The organism is Thiohalorhabdus denitrificans (assembly GCF_001399755.1).
Taxonomy (GTDB): domain Bacteria; phylum Pseudomonadota; class Gammaproteobacteria; order Thiohalorhabdales; family Thiohalorhabdaceae; genus Thiohalorhabdus; species Thiohalorhabdus denitrificans.
Genome location: NZ_LJCP01000005.1, coordinates 114,993 through 131,277 on the forward strand (window position 1 = coordinate 114,993; position 16,285 = coordinate 131,277).

The window sequence follows — 16,285 nt, forward strand, 5'->3', positions numbered from 1 at the left end:
GTGCATGGGAGATGGGGGGAAGTCATTCGGAAGGGTAACACATGCGCCCACTCAGGACCGGCCGCCCTTGCGGCGCAAGCTTTGGAGGAGGGCCCGGCTTTCCAGGGGACGGGGGCCCAGGTACGGGCCGAGGACCGCCCGCATCAGGTCGCGGGCCCGGCGGCGGTCTTCCGGGGCGGGATCCCCCTCGGCCCCGGCCAGGAACCGCACCGCCCGACCGGGGAAGGCCGACTCGGCGGGGCTGCAGGAACCGCACAGGAGGCCGCGCTCCGCCTCCCAGGCGTAGCGCTCCGCGGCCTCCACCGGCGCCCCGCAGCCCGCGCAGCGCTCCCAGTCGGGGGCAACCCCCAGGTCCTCGACCAGGCAGCGCTCGAGGCGACGGAGCGGAACATCCCGTTCTCCGCCCGCCAGGGCGGCCAGGGCGTGCTCGTAGACCCCGAACACCCGGGGATAAGGGTCGAAGCGGGGGCACAGGCGGACCAGCAGCTCGTTCAGGTACAGGCCGAGGTACAGGGCCTCGCCCCGCAGGGCGGCGGCCGGCCCGGCCGCCTCCGCCCCCGCCAGGTTGCGGAGCTCGCCGCGCCCCGTCCAAGCGACTTCCAGGGGGCGGAAGGGCTCCAGGACCGGTCCCCCCTTGCGCGGTTTGCGTCCGCCCCGGGCCACCACCCCCACCCGGCCGTCGCGCTCGGAGAACAGCTCCACCAGGAGGCTGGTCTCGCGGTAGGGGCGCCGGTGGAGTACGTAGGCGTTCTGCGGTGCGGAGGCGGTCACGGTGCTCGCCTTGGATGAGGGAGGTTCGGCCCCGGAGGTAGGGCTCAGCCCTCGTAGCCCAGCTCGCGCAGGGCCCGGTCGTCCCCGGTCCACCCTTCGCGGACGCGTACGAACAGCTCCAGATGGACGCGGGCCTCCAGGAGGTGCTCGATGGCCAGCCGCGCCTGGGTGCCGATGGCCTTGATGCGCCGGCCCTGGCGGCCCAGGACGATGGCCTTCTGCCCCTCCCGCTCCACCAGGATGTTGGCGTTGATGCGTACCAGGCCCTCTTCCTCCTGGAAGTGCTCCACCTGGACCTCGGTGGCGTAGGGCACCTCCTCGCCGAGCTGATGGAACACCTGCTCGCGGATGAGCTCGGCGCACAGGAAGCGCAGGCTGCGGTCCGTGATCTGGTCCTCCGGGAACAGGGGCGGGCCCTCCGGAAGGCGCACCTCCAGCTCGCCCAGGAGGGAATCCAGGTTGTCCCCCTTCTCCGCGGACAGGGGGACCAGGGCGGCGAAGGGGAAGCGGCCCTGCAGCTCCTCCAGATAGGGCAGCAGCTTCTCGCGGGGGGACACCCGGTCCACCTTGTTGACCACGGCGATCACCGGGGTGCCCACCTCCCCCAGCCGCTCCAGGATGGCCGCGTCCCCCTCCGTCCACTTCAGGGCCTCCACCACGAAGACCACCGCGTCCACCCCCTCCAGGGCGCTCAGGGCGGCCTGGACCATGTACTGGTTGATCTTCTTTTTGGACTGGTGGATGCCGGGGGTGTCCACGAAGACCATCTGATGGTCCCCGGTGGTATGCACCCCCAGGAGGCGATGGCGGGTGGTCTGGGGCCGCCGGGAGACAATGGACACCTTCTCCCCAAGGACGGCGTTCATCAGGGTGGACTTGCCCACGTTGGGTCGGCCCACCAGGGCTACCATGCCGCTGCGGAACTCCGCCTTCTCAGTCATCCTCGACACCTATGCAGGCCAGCATGCGCTGGGCCGCCTCCTGCTCGGCGCGCCGCTTGCTGCTGCCCTCGCCTCGCACGGGATCGTAGCCCACCACCGTGCATTCAATGTAGAACAGGCGCTGGTGGTCGGCGCCCACCGCCTCCACCAGCTGGTACTCGGGGAGGGGCTGCCCCTGGCTCTGCAGGTGCTCCTGCAGCCGCGTCTTGGGGTCCTTGTTCACGGAGCGGGGATCCAGATCCGCTATTCGCCCCTCCCACAGGCGGTGGATCACCCCCTGCATGGCCTCCACCCCCCCGTCCAGAAGCACCGCGCCCAGCAGGGCTTCCACGCTGTCCGCCAGGATGGACTCCCGCCGGTGGCCGCCGGCCTTGCGCTCGCCGGGACCGAGGTAGACCAGCTTGCCCAGCTCCAGCTCCTCGGCGATCTCAGCCAGGGCCTCGGTGCACACCAGCCGGGCCCGCAGGCGCGACAGCACCCCTTCCCGCTCCTGCGGGAACCGCTCGTACAGCCAGCTCGCCACGGTGAAGTTCAGGGCGGCATCCCCCAGGAACTCCTGCCGCTCGTTGTTCTGGGGCCCCGCCGAACGATGGGTCAGGGCCCGACGGAGCAGGTCGGGGTCCTGGAAGGAGTAGCCGATTCGCGCCTGTAAGGTCGCCTCATCCACCCTCGGTTGCCTCCGGGCTAAAGGTGAACACCACTTGAATCGTTGAGGACAGGGGAACCGCTACCTGATACTCCGCGAACACCCGGTATTGTCCGGTCGGCTTTTTCTCCACCTGGATCTCCGAGCGTTCCAGGCGGTCCACGTCCTCGAACTCGAGCTTGTCGACCACCTCCCGCCGCAGCTCGCCGCGGGATTCGTAGAGCGAGCCCTTCTGGACCTGTTCCTGGAAGACCTGGCTGATGGCCCAGTACTCGTAGTACAGCGGGAAGACCCGCGCCCCGAGCCACGCCACCACGCCCACGAAGGCCAGCCAGAACAGTACGCTCCACACGCCAAAGCCGCTCTGCGCGCGCCAAGTCGTCATTGTTTCCCCCCTTTGCTTGCTTGCTGTGCGCCACCGCCGGGCACTAGTCGACCCATTCCCCCAGACGGCCCCAGCGCGGGGCATTCGCCCGCCCGTCCCAGGACCACCAGACCATGAACGCCTCGCCGAGGATGTTGCGCTCCGGGACCGTGCCCCAATAGCGGCTGTCGTTGCTATTGTCCCGGTTGTCCCCCATCACGAAATACCGGCCTTCCGGAACCTGGATGGGGTCGTTGATGCTGCGCCCCTGGCGGTTCTCGGTATAGAGCACATGGTAGCGGTGCTCTTCGGTGCGCTCCTCGAAGCGCTCCGCGTACACCGTGCCCCCGCGCGGCTCCCGATAGGTGAAGCGGCCGTCCGCGGAGCGGGGCACGGGCTTGCCGTTGACCATCAGGGTGTCGTCCCGGAACGCCAGCCGGTCCCCGGGAACGGCGACGATGCGCTTGATGTAGTCCACGCTCCGATCCTCGGGGAACTGGAAGACGATCACGTCCCCGCGCTCGGGAGGGCTGCCGTCGGTAAGCTTGTAGCCCACCAGGGGCACCCGCAAGCCATATTCGAACTTGTTCACCAGGATGAAGTCGCCGATCCGCAGGGTGGGCAGCATGGACCCCGAGGGGATCTTGAAGGGCTCCACTACGAAGGAGCGGATCAGCAGCACCACCAGGATCACGGGGAACAGGGAGCGGGCGTACTCCACCACCACCGGGCGCCCTTCCCCGCCGCGCTTGCGCAGGCGCTGGTAGAGCCACCCGCCCAGCCACACCGCCCCGGTGGCCAGGAGCAGGACCACGAGCAACAGGGTGAAATTCATTCTTCATCCACTGACAGGGCCGCCAGGAACGCCTCCTGGGGAATGGTCACCGAGCCCACCTGCTTCATGCGCTTCTTCCCTTCCTTCTGCTTCTCCATGAGCTTGCGCTTGCGGGTCACATCGCCGCCGTAGCACTTGGCCGTCACGTTCTTGCGCAGGGCCTTCACCGTCTCCCGCGCGATCACCCGGGAGCCGAGGGAAGCCTGGATGGCGATGTCGAACATCTGCCGCGGGATCATATCCTTGAGCTTCTTGGCCAGCTCGCGGCCACGGTAGTAGGCCTGGTCGCGGTGCACGATCAGGGACAGGGCGTCCACCCGGTCCTCGTTCACCAGGATGTCCAGGCGCACCAGGTCCGAGGCCTGGTAGCCGCTGAGCTCGTAGTCGATGGAGGCGTAGCCGGAGGTCATGGACTTGAGCCGCTCGAAGAAGTCCGTGACCACCTCGTTCATGGGCAGCTCGTAGGTCACCATCACCTGGCCGGCGTTGGTGTAGTGCAGGTTCTTCTGCCGGCCCCGCTTCTCCTCCGCCAACCGGATCACCTCGCCCACCTGGCTCTGCGGCACCAGGATGTTGGCGAGCATGAAGGGCTCCTCGATGGACTCGATCTCGCCCACCTCGGGCAGCTCCGCCGGGTTCTCCACCCGCACGGTCTCCCCGGTATGGGTGTGGACCAGGTACACCACTGTCGGCGCGGTGGTGATCAGATCGAGGTCGTACTCCCGCTCCAGGCGCTCCTGGATGATCTCCATGTGGAGCTTGCCGAGGAAGCCGCAGCGAAAGCCGAAGCCCAGGGCGTGGGAGGTCTCCGGCTCGTACTGCAGGCTGGAGTCGTTGAGCCGCAGCTTGGCCAGGGCGTCGCGCAGTTCCTCGTACTGGTCGGACTCGGTGGGATAGAGGCCGGCGAAGACCTGCGGCTTGACCTCCTGGAACCCGGGCAAGGGCTCCGGGGCGGGACGTTCGGCGTCGGTGATGGTATCCCCCACCTTGGCGCCGTCCACGTCCTTGATCCCGGCGATGACGAAGCCCACCCCTCCTGCCTCCAGGCTGTCCAGCTCCACCGGCTTGGGGGTCATCACGCCCACCGTGCCCACCGTGAAGGTGCGCCCGGTGGCCATCATCTGGATGCGCTGGCCCTTGCGGATGGACCCGTTCATGACCCGCACCAGCGCCACCGCCCCCTGGTACTTGTCGTACCAGGAATCCACCACCAGGGCCTTGGCGGGCCCCTCGGGATCCCCTTCCGGCGGCGGCACGTCGCGCACCAGGCGCTCGAGGATCTCGCGGATGCCGATGCCCTCCTTGGCGCTGGCCTCCACGGCGTCCTCCGCCTCGATGCCGATCACCTCCTCGATCTCCCCCTTGACCCGTTCCGGCTCGGCGCTGGGCAGATCGATCTTGTTGAGGACGGGGATCACCTCGAGGTCGTACTCCACCGCCTGGTAGGTGTTGGCCACGCTCTGGGCTTCCACCCCCTGGGAGGCGTCCACCACCAGCAAGGCCCCCTCGCAGGCCACCAGGGAACGGGACACCTCGTAGGAGAAGTCCACGTGGCCCGGGGTATCGATGAGGTTGAGGGTGTAGGTCTCACCGTCATCGGCGGTGTAGAGCAGCCGCACGCTCTGCGCCTTGATGGTGATGCCGCGCTCCCGCTCCAGGTCCATGCCGTCCAGGACCTGGTCGGCCATCTCCCGATCGGCGAGCCCGCCGCACTCCTGGATGAAGCGGTCGGCCAGGGTGGACTTGCCGTGGTCGATGTGGGCGATGATGGAAAAGTTGCGAATGTTGTCGAGCTTCAACGGTCCTCCGCCTGGTTCCTGTGCGGGACAACAGCCTGAACAAACGTAGGGGATGGGCGCCGCTCCGCGGCACCCATCCCCCGCTGGTCTTCCCTGGTACGCCGGTTCAGGGGATCCGGATCGGCAGGAATAGCGCCCCCTGCCCGCGCCGCACCAGCATGGGCACCACCCGGCCGGAGGGCAGCTCGGCGACGAGCCGCGCCATGCTTGCCGGATCCTCCACCGTGCGGTTACCCAGCTTCAGGATGATGTCCCCCTGGCGCACCCCGGCCGATCGCGCCGGCTCCCCGGTCACCCGGGCAACCTGCACGCCCTGCCCCTCGGGGAGGCCCAGGTCGCGTCGGTCCTCCTCGGCAACGGGCCGCACCCGCATGCCGAGCACCTCCTCCGGGTGCTCCTCGGCGCCGGCCTGCCGGGCCCGGTCCTGCGAGCCCACGGTCACCTCGATCTCCTGGCGCTCCCCGTCGCGTACCACCGTGAGGGTGGCCTCGGAGCCGGGCCGGATGCGCCCGATCTTGGGCGGCAGGCCGCCCGAGGTACGGACCTCCTCGCCGTCCACCTCGACGATCACGTCCCCGGACCGCAGCCCGCTCTCCGCCGCGGGGCTGTCCTCCACCACGCGGGCGACCAGGGCGCCCACCGGCTTGTCCATCCCGAAGGACTCGGCCAGATCCGGCGAGACGTCCTGAATATATACGCCCAGCCAACCGCGCTGAACCTCGCCATGCTCCTGGATCTGGCGCACCGCGTCCATGGCCACGTCGATGGGGATGGCGAAGGACAGGCCCATGAAGCCGCCCGACTGGGAATAGATCTGGGCGTTGATGCCCACCACCTTGCCGTCCAGGTTGAAAAGCGGCCCGCCGGAATTGCCCGGGTTCACAGCCACGTCGGTCTGGATGAAGTTGACGTAGTTGTCGGTGGGCAGGCTGCGCCCCTTGGCGCTGACGATGCCGGCGGTGACGCTGTTCTCGAACCCAAAGGGGGAACCGATGGCCACCACCCACTCGCCCACGCTCAGCTCCTCGGGGTCCCCCGCCTCCACCGTGGGCAGGTCCTCGGCGTCCACCTTGAGCAGGGCCACGTCGAGGGTCTCGTCCTTGCCCACCACCTCGGCCTGGTACTGCTGGCGGTTGGTGAGCTGCACCACGATCTCGGTGGCGTTCTTGATGACGTGGGCGTTGGTGACGATGTAACCGTCCTGGGAGATGATGAAGCCGGAGCCCAGGGATTGGGTCTCGTATTCCCGCCGGGGCATGTCCCCGAAGAAGCGCTGGAAGAACTCCTCGAAGGGGGTCCCCTCGAACTGGGGAGGGAGGTTGGGCTGCCCCCCACCCTGCACCTTTTGCGTGGTGCTGATGTTCACCACCGCCTTCCCCTGGTCTTCCACGATGGTGGTGAAGTCCGGGAGCCCGGCCTTCTGGGCCGAAGAGGTGGCGGGGGCCATCATCAGGAGACACAGAAGGAAAAACGCCCACGCGGCCATCCCTCTGGAGCTCTGGCGTTGCATCAAAGGCATTCTCCCATGGGTTCTCATGCGGTTGGGACAGGGTCCGCTGCCGGCCCTCAGGCGCCCGCGCCCGGTGACGAAAGGGGACGGCAGGTGGACGGCTGCTCGCTGCCGGGGGCACGCCGGATGATGCGCGGACGCCGGGAGGGATCGCTGGCCAACCGACGGCCGAAGCCGCGCTGCCACAGGAACCCGCCCCCCAGCCCCGCCAGGCCGGCCACGAGGGTGAGGATCTCCGGGGCGCCTCCGGAAAAGAGGCGGCCGAGCACGCCCTCGGCAATCCCTGCACCGCCGAACATGCCCAGCAGGGGCACGAGGTAGAGCGCCACCGAGGCGCGCAGATAGCCGCCTTCGGGCAGGCCGACGACCACCCGGTCCCCCGGCCCCACGGCCAGGTCCGCGGCGACGCGCAGGCGGGTCGCGGCCCCAGGACGCGTGCCCAGGATGGTGCGCCCGCCGCCACACCCCCCGGCGGAGTGGCAGCTCCCGCACCCCCCGCCGTCGGTGGAGGCCTCCACCTCCACCTCCCCGTCGTTCACGGCAACCACCGTGGCCTCGGCCTCGATCACCGTTCAGGACTCCTCATCGGCCGGCTTGATCAGGCTCGTGGCGATCTTCCGGAGGGCGGGCCCAGGAAGCTCGCCCAGGAGCGTCACGCGGTAGCGCTCATGGTGCACGGAGCAGGCATGCAGGGCGCCACGCTGGAGGATCTCCCCCACCTCGCTGCCCTGCCGGGACCCGTCCTCCACCCGCTCCAGGAACAGCGACAGGGTGGCCAGCCCGTCGGTGTAGAAGAAATGGGTCCCCCCTTCCTTCCCGGGCACCTCGAAGCGGGCATCTAGCCGGAAGCCGGGCGGGAGCTGCATGCCTTCCAATACGGAAGGATGCTCCTCCCGGCCCAGCTCCCGGCGCTCCAACTGGCGGGTGCCCGCGGGCACCTCCAGCTGCAGATCCCCGTCATCCAGGACCCCGTCGGGGGAAACGGCGGCGAAGGTGAAGGTCTCCATGACCTGGCCGTCCTCGGACAGCACCTCCGTCTGCAGCGGCAGATCTGTGGCCTTGTCGCGCCAGACCCGGTAGGTGAAGCGCTGGCCGTCCCCGGCCCGGAACTCCACGGCCCGGGCCTCCCGGCCGGCCACGCGCCCGCTCGGGCCCGCTGTCAGCCGGTAGTGGTCCCGGACCCGCTGGAGATCCTTCTCGGCCAGCTTGAAGATGGCCGTTCCGCTCCGCCGGGGCCCGGCGATGACCTGGCCGATCTCGGGGTGGTAGCGCTTGACCCCGTCCACCTCGCGCACCAGCTCCCGCGCGGGCCCGGTCAGCATCACCAGCCGCTCGCGGAAACCGCCATCGGGCTCTCCCCGGTGGTACAGCCGCATGGACTCCACCCCCACGGACGTCCCGTGGACGAGGATTCCTTCGTAGGTCATGCCGCGGGCGGCCTGGATCATGCGCTCCACCTGCGCTTCCAGGTCTTCCCGGGCCTCGGCGCTGGAGACGGCGACGGCCGCCAGCAGGACAGCAAGATGGGGAAGCAGGGATAACCGCACCATCAGCGCTCGTTGACCTCGAGACTCGTTCGCTGGAACCGGGCCTCGGGGCCGCTCGGGACCAGACTGGAGTGCTCGGGCAGGTACCGCTGGATGGTCGCCATGCTCTTTTCGGTTTCGGAAGCGGTCTGCAGCCCGGAGGGCTCGGCGGGATCGGAGGCGCTGGCGCCGGAATCGGCCAGGGTGGAGGAAGGTTCGGGACCGGAGGTGGGCCCTGTGGCGGTCTGGGACCAGAGCAGCGCCCCGGCCACCGCCACACCGGCCACGCTGGCGGCGGTGGCCAGCCAGCCCCACTGGGCGGGGAAGGCCCCGCGGCTCGATGCGGACCGACCCGCGCGGCCTCCCTCCTCGCGGCCGGCGGCAGGGGCCTCCTCGGCTATGGCGGCGGCCACGCGCTCACAGAACCCCTCGGGGACGACAATCTCGCCTTCGCCGCGCATCAGGGTCCGGGTGGTGTGGAACCGCTCGAACAGGCGGCAGCAGTCCCGACATTGATTCAGATGCTCGATGACCGCGTCGCACTCGTTCTCGCTCAGCTCACCGTCCACCATCGCGGAAACGGCTTCAAAGTCACAGGACCCCATCGGCTATTGCTCCTCCTTTTCCCGAGACAGGGCTTCAAGGGCGTTATTGACGGCCTCCCGGGCCCGGAAGATCCGGGAGCGGACTGTCCCGATGGGACAGTCCATGACCTTGGCGATCTCCTCGTAGGTCAGGCCGTCAATCTCGCGTAGCGTCAGCGCCGTGCGCAGGTCGGATGGGAGCTCCTCGATCACCTGCAGGACCTTCTCGCTCATCTCCTTGGACAGCGCGACATCCTCGGGAGTGCCCACCTCGCGCATTACGTCGGCCCCGCTCATCTGCTCCGCATCGCTGGCGTCGATATCCGCGTCCGGGGGCCGGCGGCCCTTGGCCACGAGGTAATTCTTGGCGGTGTTCACCGCGATCCGGTAGAGCCAGGTATAAAAGGCGCTGTCTCCCCGAAACCGGTCCAGGGAGCGGTAGGCCTTGATGAAGCTCTCCTGGACCACGTCCTCCACCGCCGCAGGATCGGAGATGAACCGGCTGACTAGACCATACACTTTATGCTGGTATTTGCGCACGAGCAGATCGAATGCCTGCTGCTCGCCGTTTTTTACCCGCTCAACCAGCTGCTGATCGGTTTGACGATCGCCCATTTTCGCTTCGCGCTTCCCGGACTGGGGGACGGAAGCCGGCGGACTGTTTGGTCAGACACCGGCCGCGTCGGGGAGTTTCCATACCCATCGGCGGAAACCCGCCGAAATTGGTCATATTAGCAGACCTGCGCCCCCCTCCCCAGCGGGGCTAACCGCCATGCGCTTGGCCTGCACGGACCCTTGGCGTACCTTGAGGGCCATGGCAGAGCACCCAAGTAGCGATCCGAGCGATATTCTGATCATCGGCGGGGGCATCGCCGGCCTATCGGCGGCCCTGGCCCTGGCCGGCGACCACCAGGTTACGGTCCTCACGAAGGGCTCCGCCGGAGAATCCGCCACCCTGTACGCCCAGGGCGGCATCGCCGCGGTCCTCGACCCCCTCGACTCCTTCGACGACCACATCGCCGACACCCTGGAGGCCGGGGCCGGCCTGTGCCACCCGGAAACGGTGGAGTACGTGGTCCGCCACGGCCCGGAGGCCATCCAGCGCCTCATCCACATGGGCGTCCCCTTCACCCGGGAACCGGGCGAAGAAGGGCCCCTGGCCGGCTTCCATCTTACCCGCGAGGGGGGACACAGCCACCGGCGCATCATCCATGCCGCCGACGCCACCGGCCGGGCCGTGGAGACCACCCTGCTGGAGGAGGCGCAGGCCCATCCCAACATACGCCTGCTGGACCAGCACGTGGCGATCCAGCTCATCACCGCGGCCAAGCTGGGCCGGGAATCCCCGGAGGGGGACCGCTGCTGGGGCGCCTACGCCCTCCACGTGCCCAGCGGCCGGGTGCGTACCTTCGGCGCCCGGGCCACGCTGCTTGCCACGGGTGGGGCCGGCAAGGTCTATCTCTACACCACCAATCCGGACGTGGCCACCGGCGACGGCATCGCCATGGCCTACCGGGCCGGGTGCCGGGTGGCCAACATGGAGTTCATCCAGTTCCACCCCACCTGCCTCTACCACCCCGAGGCCAAGACGTTCCTGATCTCGGAGGCGGTGCGGGGGGAAGGCGGTATCCTGCGCCTGGCCGACGGCGACCGCTTCATGACCCGCCACGACGAGCGCGCCGAGCTGGCACCGCGCGACATCGTCGCCCGGGCCATCGACTACGAGATGAAGCGCACCGGGGCCGACTGCGTCTACCTGGACATCACCCACCAGCCCCGGGAGTTCCTGGAGCGCCACTTCCCCACCATCCGGGCCAAGCTCCTGGAGTACGGCATCGACATGGCCACCGAGCCCATCCCGGTGGTGCCCGCCGCCCATTACACCTGTGGGGGGATCGTCACCGACCTGGAGGGGCACACCGACCTGGAGGGGCTGTTCGCCGCCGGCGAAACCGCCCACACCGGCCTGCACGGCGCCAACCGCTTGGCCAGCAACTCCCTGCTGGAGGGCCTGGTGCTGGCGGACGCCGCCCAGGCCGCCATCCGCGAGCAGGTGGCGCGGGATCCGGCGAGGGTTCCGGAGATTCCCAGCTGGGACACCAGCCGGGTCACCGAGTCCAACGAGGAGGTGGTGGTTGCCCACGACTGGGCGGAGCTGCGCCAGTTCATGTGGGACTACATGGGGATCGTGCGCACGGACAAGCGCCTGGAGCGCGCCAAGCGCCGCCTGGACATGCTCATGGGCGAGGTGGAGGAGTACTACGCCCGCTTCACGGTCACCCAGGACCTCATCGAGCTCCGCCATCTGGCCCTGGTGGCGGACCTGATCATCCGCTCCGCCCGCTCCCGCCGCGAGAGCCGGGGACTGCATTACAACCAGGACTACCCCGGCCCCGATACCAGCCGACCGTCCTGGGACACGGTGGTGTACCGCACCGCCGACGGCTACGACCGCACCGAGGACGTGCCCATTTCCGGAAACCAGGGCTCGGCTCCGCCTTCCCCGCACCGCGACGCCGGGGAGGGCTGAGCCCGGCTCCGCTCAGGTCTCCCGCCGGAACAGGGCCCGCTTGATCTCTGCGATGGCGGTCGAGGGGCTCAGTCCCTTGGGGCAGACCTCGGTGCAGTTCATGATGGTCCGGCAGCGATACAGCTTGAACACGTCGTCCAGCTGGCTCAACCGCTCCTCCGTCGCCGTATCCCGGCTGTCCGCGATGAACCGCTGGGCCTGCAGCAGGGCCGCCGGCCCCAGGAAGCGATCGGGATTCCACCAGAAGGAGGGACAGGCGGTGGTGCAGCAGGCGCACAGGATGCATTCGTAGAGGCCGTCCAACCGGGCCCGCTCCGCCGGGCTCTGCAGCCGCTCATGCTCCGGCCGGGGCTCGTCGTTCTGCAAGTAGGGCTGCACCGCCCGGTACTGGGCGTAGAACTGCTCCAGATCCACCACCAGGTCGCGGATCACCGGCTGCCCCGGAAGGGGCCGCAGGGTCACCGGCTCGCGGAGGCCCTCCAGGGGGGTGATGCAGGCCAGCCCGTTGCGGCCGTTGATGTTCATGGCGTCCGACCCGCAAACCCCCTCCCGACAGGAGCGGCGGAAGGTCAGCGTGGGATCGGCCCGCTCCTTGAGGGCCTCCAGGGCGTCCAGGAGCATGGGCCCGGGCGGCTCGATCTCGTATTCCTGCAGGCGCGGCTGCTCGTCGCGCTCGGGGTCGTAGCGGTAGATCTGAAAGCGCACCGGTTCCCTCCGCGGATGGGTGCGCGCCGGCCCTGCGGGGAAGCGCGCTAGTAGACCCGCTCCTTGGGCGGGAAGGAATCCACCGTGAGCGGCTGCAGGCGCACCGGCTTGTAGGCCATGCGCCGCCCGTCCAGGTAGAACAGGGAATGCTTGAGCCAGCGGGCGTCGTCCCGCTCCGGATAGTCGGCGCGCAGGTGGGCGCCGCGGCTCTCCGTGCGGTTGTGGGCGGCGTAGGCCGTGGCCAGCCCCGCCTGGTACATGTTCTGCAGCTCCAGGGCCTCCACCCGCGCGGTGTTGAACACCGCCCCCCGGTCCCCCACGTCCATGGCCGCGAGGCGCTCGCCCAGGGCCTCCAGGCGCTCCAGCCCCGCCGCCATGTCCGCCGGATCGCGGAACACGCCGAAGTGGCGCTCCAGCAAGGTCTGCAGCTCACGGCGCAGCGCGCCCGGGGACTCGCCCCCGCCCCGCCCCTCATCGAGGCGAGCGAGGCGCTCCCGGGCGGGATCGGCGGCGTCCGCCGGCAGCGGACGGTGGTAGCGGTTGCGGTCCAGATACTCCTGGATGCGGTTGCCGGCCGCCCGGCCGAACACCACGATGTCCAGCAGGGAGTTGCCCCCCAGCCGGTTGGCGCCGTGCACCGATACGCAGGCGCACTCCCCGATGGCGTACAGGCCGGGCACGACCTCGTCGTGGTCGGCCCCGTCGGGCCCCACCACCACCTCGCCGAAGCGGTTGGTGGGGATGCCGCCCATGGTGAAATGGCTGGTGGGATACACGGGGATGGGCTCGTGGACCGGATCCACCTTGGCGAAGCGCCTGGCGCTCTCCCGGATCCCCGGCAGGCGCTGGCTGATGAGCTCCTCGCCGAGGTGGTCGAGCTTCAGCAGGACATGGTCGCCCTCCGGGCCGCAGCCACGGCCCTCGCGCACCTCGGTCACTATGGCCCGGCTCACCACGTCGCGGCTGGCGAGGTCCTTGGCGTGGGGGGCGTAACGCTCCATAAAGCGCTCCCCCTCGCTGTTGACCAGGTAGCCCCCCTCGCCGCGGACCCCCTCGGTGATCAAGACGCCCGCCCCGGCGATGCCGGTGGGGTGGAACTGGAAGAACTCCATGTCCTCCGCCGGCAGCCCGGCCCGCAGCACCAGCCCCAGGCCGTCGCCGGTGTTGATCTCGGCGTTGGTGCTGGTGCGAAAGATCCGCCCCGCCCCCCCGGTGGCCACCAGAGTGGCCTTGGCCTGGATCACCACCAGCTCGCTGCTGGCGATCTCCATGGCCACCGCGCCGAGCACACAGCCCTCCTCGTCGCGGATCAGGTCCAGGGCCAGGTATTCGTCGAAGAAGTAGGTTCCGGCCAGGATGTTCTGCTGGTACAAGGTGTGCAGAATGGCGTGGCCGGTGCGATCGGCGGCGGCGCAGGTGCGGGCGGCCTGGTCCCCGCCGAACTCCCGGCTCTGGCCGCCGAAGGGGCGCTGATAGATGTAGCCCCGCTCGTTGCGGGAGAAGGGCACGCCCTCGTGCTCCAGCTCCACCACCAAGCGGCGGGCGGCCCGGCACATGTACTCCACGGCATCCTGGTCGGCCAGGTAGTCGCTGCCCTTCACCGTGTCGTACATGTGCCAGATCCAGCGGTCCTCGAGCATGTTGCCCAGGGCCGCGTTCATGCCGCCCTGGGCGGCCACGGTGTGGGAGCGGGTGGGGAACACCTTGGACAGCACCGCCGTGGAGGCCTCGGCCCGGGACAGCTGCAGGGCGGCACGGAGCCCGGCCCCGCCGGCCCCGATGACCAGGGTGTCAAACTGCCGCACCGGGATGTCGCCCTGCACCACACGGGTGGTCATGTCACGCCTCCCCCAAGGCCGGTTACCCAAACCACCCCCCAGGCAACGAAGGCGGCCACCGCCGCCGCCCAAAGGATGAAAGCCGTGGTCCGCACCCCGCCGCGGGGGACGTAGTCCATGAAGACGTCCCGCACCCCCACGTAGGCGTGGACCGCCGTGGCCACCACGAACAGCATCAGCGCCACCCGCACCCAGGGCGCGGCCAGAAACGCCCGCCACTGGGCGTAGTCCTGCGGGGGCGCGAGCAGCAGCCCACCCAGGCCCGCGGCCAGGAAGACCAGCAGGTACACGGCCGTGACCCGCTGCCACCACCAAGCCGCCAGCCCGCTGCGGGCCCCGCCCAGGGTACGCGCCATGGGGTGCTCCTTACCTGATCCAGAACAAGGCCAGGGCGGCGACCACCACCAGGGCGGCCCCCACCATGCTGGCCCAGGCGGTGCTGCGTGCCACCGGCAGGCCCTCCCCCAGTCCCGCCTCCATGAGCAGGAGGCGGATCCCGGCGAAGATGTGATGAGCCAGGGCACCGAGCACCAGGGCGATCCCCACCCCGGCCCCGCCACTGGCCAGCCAGCCCCCCACCTGCTGGAAGTTAGCCGGGGAGCGGGCGCTGTACGCCACCAGGGCGAGGGTCGCGGGCACAGCCGCCACCAGGATCACTCCGGTGATCCGGTGCAGGATGGACGCCCATGCCCCCACCGGAAAGCGGATGCGAAGGAGGTGAAGGAAGACCGGGCGATTCCAGGGATCGGTGGGCTTCATGGCCATGGCGTCAGTATAGAAGAGCCCGCGCGGCCGGAACAATGGACCGCGCGGAGCCTTGGACCGGCCCGCCGGCGTGGGGCATAATCCCGATCGGAATATTCGGATATCGGCCAAGGAAGGAAGCCCATGGAAGCCCGATGGCGCACGGCCCTGGAGAACCAGGGGGCCCACTGGGAAGGAGCATGCATTCGCGATTTCGGCGACCCGGCCGGCGAGCTTGGGGCGGTGGAAGCCGAATCCGCCGTGGTCACCCCGCTGGACGACCGCGGCCTGCTCACCGCCACGGGCACCGAGGTGCTGTCCTTCCTGCAGGGCCAGCTCACCAACGATGTCCACCCCGCCGAGCACGGCACCCCGGTGCTGGCCGCGCACCTCTCCCCCAAAGGACGGGTCCTGGCGGGGATGCTGGTGTTCGCCTTCGAGAACGGCTACGCCCTGGAATTCCCGAACGACGTCTTCGATCAGCTCACCAAGCGGCTGCGCATGTTCGTCCTGCGCGCCGACGTGGCCCTGCACGATGCCCGCGCAGACTGGGTACGTCTCGGCCTGTCCGGCGCGGGTGCGGAGCAGGCCGGCCTGGCGGCGGTGGGCGCCGGGCAGGCGGTGCCGGATCGGGTGACCCGCGGGGAGACCGGGACCCTGGTGCCCCTACCCGGGCCGATCCCGGCCTTCCTGGCCCTGGTGCCCCCCGAGCACGGCCCGGCCGCCCTGGAGGCCGCCCGGGCGCATGCCCGCCCCGTGGGCCGGCCCGCCTGGGAACTGGCCCGCATCCGCGCGGGCGTCCCCGACCTGGGCGCCGCGGTATCCGAGTCCTTCATCCCGCAGGAGGCCAACCTGGAGCCCCTGGGCGGCATCAGCTACACCAAGGGCTGCTACACCGGCCAGGAGGTGGTGGCGCGCACCAAGCACCTGGGCCGCCTGAAGCGGCGTTTGTACCGGGTGGCCGGGGACAGCGGCCTCGAAGCGGGCCAGGCGGTGTACGCCCGAGGCCAGGACCAGGCCCAGGGGCGGATCGTACAGGCCGCCCCCCGACCGGGGGGCGGCCTGGAGGCCCTGGCGGTGCTGCGCATCGAGACGGTGGAGGCCGGGGCGGGCCTGTATGCGGAAGGGGCGGAGGGCGGCCTGGAGGTGCTGGCGCTCCCCTACGCCGTGGCGGAGGAGGCCGGTTGAACGGTCCCGTGTGGGGCTATTTCGTCTACTACCGGCTGGCGCCGGGGCCCGTCCCGGAAGAGGCCTGGGCGGAGATCTTCGCCGTGGTGGCCGGGCGGACCGGCGTCCAGGGCCGGCTCTACGGTCCCGCGCCGGATGGATGCACCTGGATGGAGGTCTACGAGCCCGTTCCGGAGACGGAGCGGGGGGTTTTCGAGGCGGCCCTGAGGACGGCGGTGGAGCGCTCGGGGCTGGAGGGCTGGCTCGCCGCGGAGGAGCATCGCCATGTGGAGGCCTTCCCGCGGGCGGACTCCGGGGCGTAGCA

The 16,285-nt window shown here is 69.7% G+C and carries 18 protein-coding genes; 3 read left to right on the top strand and 15 right to left on the bottom strand.

Annotated features, from left to right (window positions below):
- Nucleotides 1-51: 51 nt before the first annotated feature.
- The 11 genes from recO to rpoE all read right to left on the bottom strand — a co-directional run bounded on the left by recO (nucleotide 52) and on the right by rpoE (nucleotide 9,591).
- Nucleotides 52-771, bottom strand: coding sequence for a DNA repair protein RecO (gene recO, locus AN478_RS01010; protein ID WP_054964759.1), 720 nt, complete (start codon nucleotides 769-771; stop codon nucleotides 52-54).
- Between the two features lie 44 nt (nucleotides 772-815).
- Nucleotides 816-1,712, bottom strand: coding sequence for a GTPase Era (era, locus tag AN478_RS01015; protein ID WP_054964760.1), 897 nt, complete (start codon nucleotides 1,710-1,712; stop codon nucleotides 816-818).
- Complete coding sequence (gene rnc / locus AN478_RS01020; RefSeq protein WP_054964761.1) at nucleotides 1,705-2,379, bottom strand: ribonuclease III; 675 nt, start codon at nucleotides 2,377-2,379, stop codon at nucleotides 1,705-1,707. Before rnc ends, era begins: the two co-directional genes overlap by 8 nt.
- A complete protein-coding gene (locus tag AN478_RS01025) occupies nucleotides 2,372-2,743 on the bottom strand; it encodes a DUF4845 domain-containing protein (RefSeq protein ID WP_054964762.1) in 372 nt (123 codons plus the stop codon). Before AN478_RS01025 ends, rnc begins: the two co-directional genes overlap by 8 nt.
- Before the next feature lie 43 nt (nucleotides 2,744-2,786).
- Nucleotides 2,787-3,557 carry a signal peptidase I gene (lepB, locus tag AN478_RS01030; RefSeq protein ID WP_054964763.1) on the bottom strand — a complete coding sequence of 257 codons (771 nt, stop codon included), beginning with the start codon at nucleotides 3,555-3,557 and terminating at the stop codon, nucleotides 2,787-2,789.
- Nucleotides 3,554-5,356, bottom strand: a complete 1,803-nt coding sequence (gene lepA, locus AN478_RS01035) for a translation elongation factor 4 (RefSeq protein WP_054964764.1) — start codon at nucleotides 5,354-5,356, stop codon at nucleotides 3,554-3,556. The genes lepB and lepA overlap by 4 nt, the downstream gene beginning before the upstream one ends.
- A gap of 106 nt (nucleotides 5,357-5,462) precedes the next feature.
- Nucleotides 5,463-6,866 (bottom strand): DegQ family serine endoprotease, encoded by a 1,404-nt coding sequence (locus tag AN478_RS01040; RefSeq protein ID WP_082432707.1) that lies wholly within the window; start codon nucleotides 6,864-6,866, stop codon nucleotides 5,463-5,465.
- 56 nt (nucleotides 6,867-6,922) lie between these two features.
- A complete protein-coding gene (locus tag AN478_RS01045; protein WP_054964766.1) occupies nucleotides 6,923-7,435 on the bottom strand; it encodes a SoxR reducing system RseC family protein in 513 nt (170 codons plus the stop codon).
- A 3-nt stretch (nucleotides 7,436-7,438) separates the two neighbouring features.
- Nucleotides 7,439-8,416: a MucB/RseB C-terminal domain-containing protein gene (locus AN478_RS01050; protein ID WP_054964767.1), complete on the bottom strand. Its 978-nt coding sequence runs from the start codon at nucleotides 8,414-8,416 to the stop codon at nucleotides 7,439-7,441.
- Nucleotides 8,416-8,997: a sigma-E factor negative regulatory protein gene (locus AN478_RS14595; protein WP_054964768.1), complete on the bottom strand. Its 582-nt coding sequence runs from the start codon at nucleotides 8,995-8,997 to the stop codon at nucleotides 8,416-8,418. The genes AN478_RS01050 and AN478_RS14595 overlap by 1 nt, the downstream gene beginning before the upstream one ends.
- 3 nt (nucleotides 8,998-9,000) lie before the next feature.
- Nucleotides 9,001-9,591, bottom strand: a complete 591-nt coding sequence (rpoE, locus tag AN478_RS01060) for an RNA polymerase sigma factor RpoE (RefSeq protein ID WP_054964769.1) — start codon at nucleotides 9,589-9,591, stop codon at nucleotides 9,001-9,003.
- Between the two features lie 199 nt (nucleotides 9,592-9,790).
- Between rpoE and nadB the strand changes: the two genes are divergently transcribed.
- Complete coding sequence (gene nadB / locus AN478_RS01065; protein ID WP_074471442.1) at nucleotides 9,791-11,506, top strand: L-aspartate oxidase; 1,716 nt, start codon at nucleotides 9,791-9,793, stop codon at nucleotides 11,504-11,506.
- Between the two features lie 12 nt (nucleotides 11,507-11,518).
- Here nadB and AN478_RS01070 read toward each other — a convergent pair whose 3' ends face one another.
- From AN478_RS01070 to sdhC, 4 genes are read right to left on the bottom strand one after another with little or no spacing between them, the layout of a single operon-like run.
- Nucleotides 11,519-12,211 carry a succinate dehydrogenase iron-sulfur subunit gene (locus tag AN478_RS01070; RefSeq protein WP_054964770.1) on the bottom strand — a complete coding sequence of 231 codons (693 nt, stop codon included), beginning with the start codon at nucleotides 12,209-12,211 and terminating at the stop codon, nucleotides 11,519-11,521.
- A gap of 47 nt (nucleotides 12,212-12,258) precedes the next feature.
- On the bottom strand, nucleotides 12,259-14,049 hold the full coding sequence (sdhA, locus tag AN478_RS01075; protein ID WP_054964771.1) for a succinate dehydrogenase flavoprotein subunit: 1,791 nt from the start codon (nucleotides 14,047-14,049) through the stop codon (nucleotides 12,259-12,261).
- The gene (gene sdhD / locus AN478_RS01080) at nucleotides 14,046-14,405 is read right to left on the bottom strand and encodes a succinate dehydrogenase, hydrophobic membrane anchor protein (protein WP_054964772.1); all 360 of its coding nucleotides are present in this window, start codon (nucleotides 14,403-14,405) and stop codon (nucleotides 14,046-14,048) included. The genes sdhA and sdhD overlap by 4 nt, the downstream gene beginning before the upstream one ends.
- A gap of 10 nt (nucleotides 14,406-14,415) precedes the next feature.
- Nucleotides 14,416-14,808: a succinate dehydrogenase, cytochrome b556 subunit gene (sdhC, locus tag AN478_RS01085; RefSeq protein ID WP_143004167.1), complete on the bottom strand. Its 393-nt coding sequence runs from the start codon at nucleotides 14,806-14,808 to the stop codon at nucleotides 14,416-14,418.
- A 129-nt stretch (nucleotides 14,809-14,937) separates the two neighbouring features.
- On the opposite strand from sdhC, the gene ygfZ reads away from it, so the two are divergent.
- Both ygfZ and AN478_RS01095 read left to right on the top strand, forming a co-directional pair.
- On the top strand, nucleotides 14,938-15,981 hold the full coding sequence (ygfZ, locus tag AN478_RS14600; protein WP_054964774.1) for a CAF17-like 4Fe-4S cluster assembly/insertion protein YgfZ: 1,044 nt from the start codon (nucleotides 14,938-14,940) through the stop codon (nucleotides 15,979-15,981).
- Nucleotides 15,978-16,283, top strand: a complete 306-nt coding sequence (locus tag AN478_RS01095; RefSeq protein ID WP_054964775.1) for a DUF4936 family protein — start codon at nucleotides 15,978-15,980, stop codon at nucleotides 16,281-16,283. Before ygfZ ends, AN478_RS01095 begins: the two co-directional genes overlap by 4 nt.
- Nucleotides 16,284-16,285 lie beyond the last annotated feature (2 nt).

Excerpts from the sequence above, each read along its gene's own strand:
- era (WP_054964760.1), bottom strand. The coding sequence starts at position 1,712 with ATGACTGAGAAGGCGGAGTTCCGCAGCGGCATGGTAGCCCTGGTGGGC.
- AN478_RS01025 (WP_054964762.1), bottom strand. The coding sequence starts at position 2,743 with ATGACGACTTGGCGCGCGCAGAGCGGCTTTGGCGTGTGGAGCGTACTG.
- lepB (WP_054964763.1), bottom strand. The coding sequence starts at position 3,557 with ATGAATTTCACCCTGTTGCTCGTGGTCCTGCTCCTGGCCACCGGGGCG.
- AN478_RS01040 (WP_082432707.1), bottom strand. The coding sequence starts at position 6,866 with ATGCAACGCCAGAGCTCCAGAGGGATGGCCGCGTGGGCGTTTTTCCTT.
- AN478_RS01050 (WP_054964767.1), bottom strand. The coding sequence starts at position 8,416 with ATGGTGCGGTTATCCCTGCTTCCCCATCTTGCTGTCCTGCTGGCGGCC.
- AN478_RS14595 (WP_054964768.1), bottom strand. The coding sequence starts at position 8,997 with ATGGGGTCCTGTGACTTTGAAGCCGTTTCCGCGATGGTGGACGGTGAG.
- rpoE (WP_054964769.1), bottom strand. The coding sequence starts at position 9,591 with ATGGGCGATCGTCAAACCGATCAGCAGCTGGTTGAGCGGGTAAAAAAC.
- nadB (WP_074471442.1), top strand. The coding sequence starts at position 9,791 with ATGGCAGAGCACCCAAGTAGCGATCCGAGCGATATTCTGATCATCGGC.
- sdhA (WP_054964771.1), bottom strand. The coding sequence starts at position 14,049 with ATGACCACCCGTGTGGTGCAGGGCGACATCCCGGTGCGGCAGTTTGAC.
- sdhD (WP_054964772.1), bottom strand. The coding sequence starts at position 14,405 with ATGGCGCGTACCCTGGGCGGGGCCCGCAGCGGGCTGGCGGCTTGGTGG.
- sdhC (WP_143004167.1), bottom strand. The coding sequence starts at position 14,808 with ATGAAGCCCACCGATCCCTGGAATCGCCCGGTCTTCCTTCACCTCCTT.
- ygfZ (WP_054964774.1), top strand. The coding sequence starts at position 14,938 with ATGGAAGCCCGATGGCGCACGGCCCTGGAGAACCAGGGGGCCCACTGG.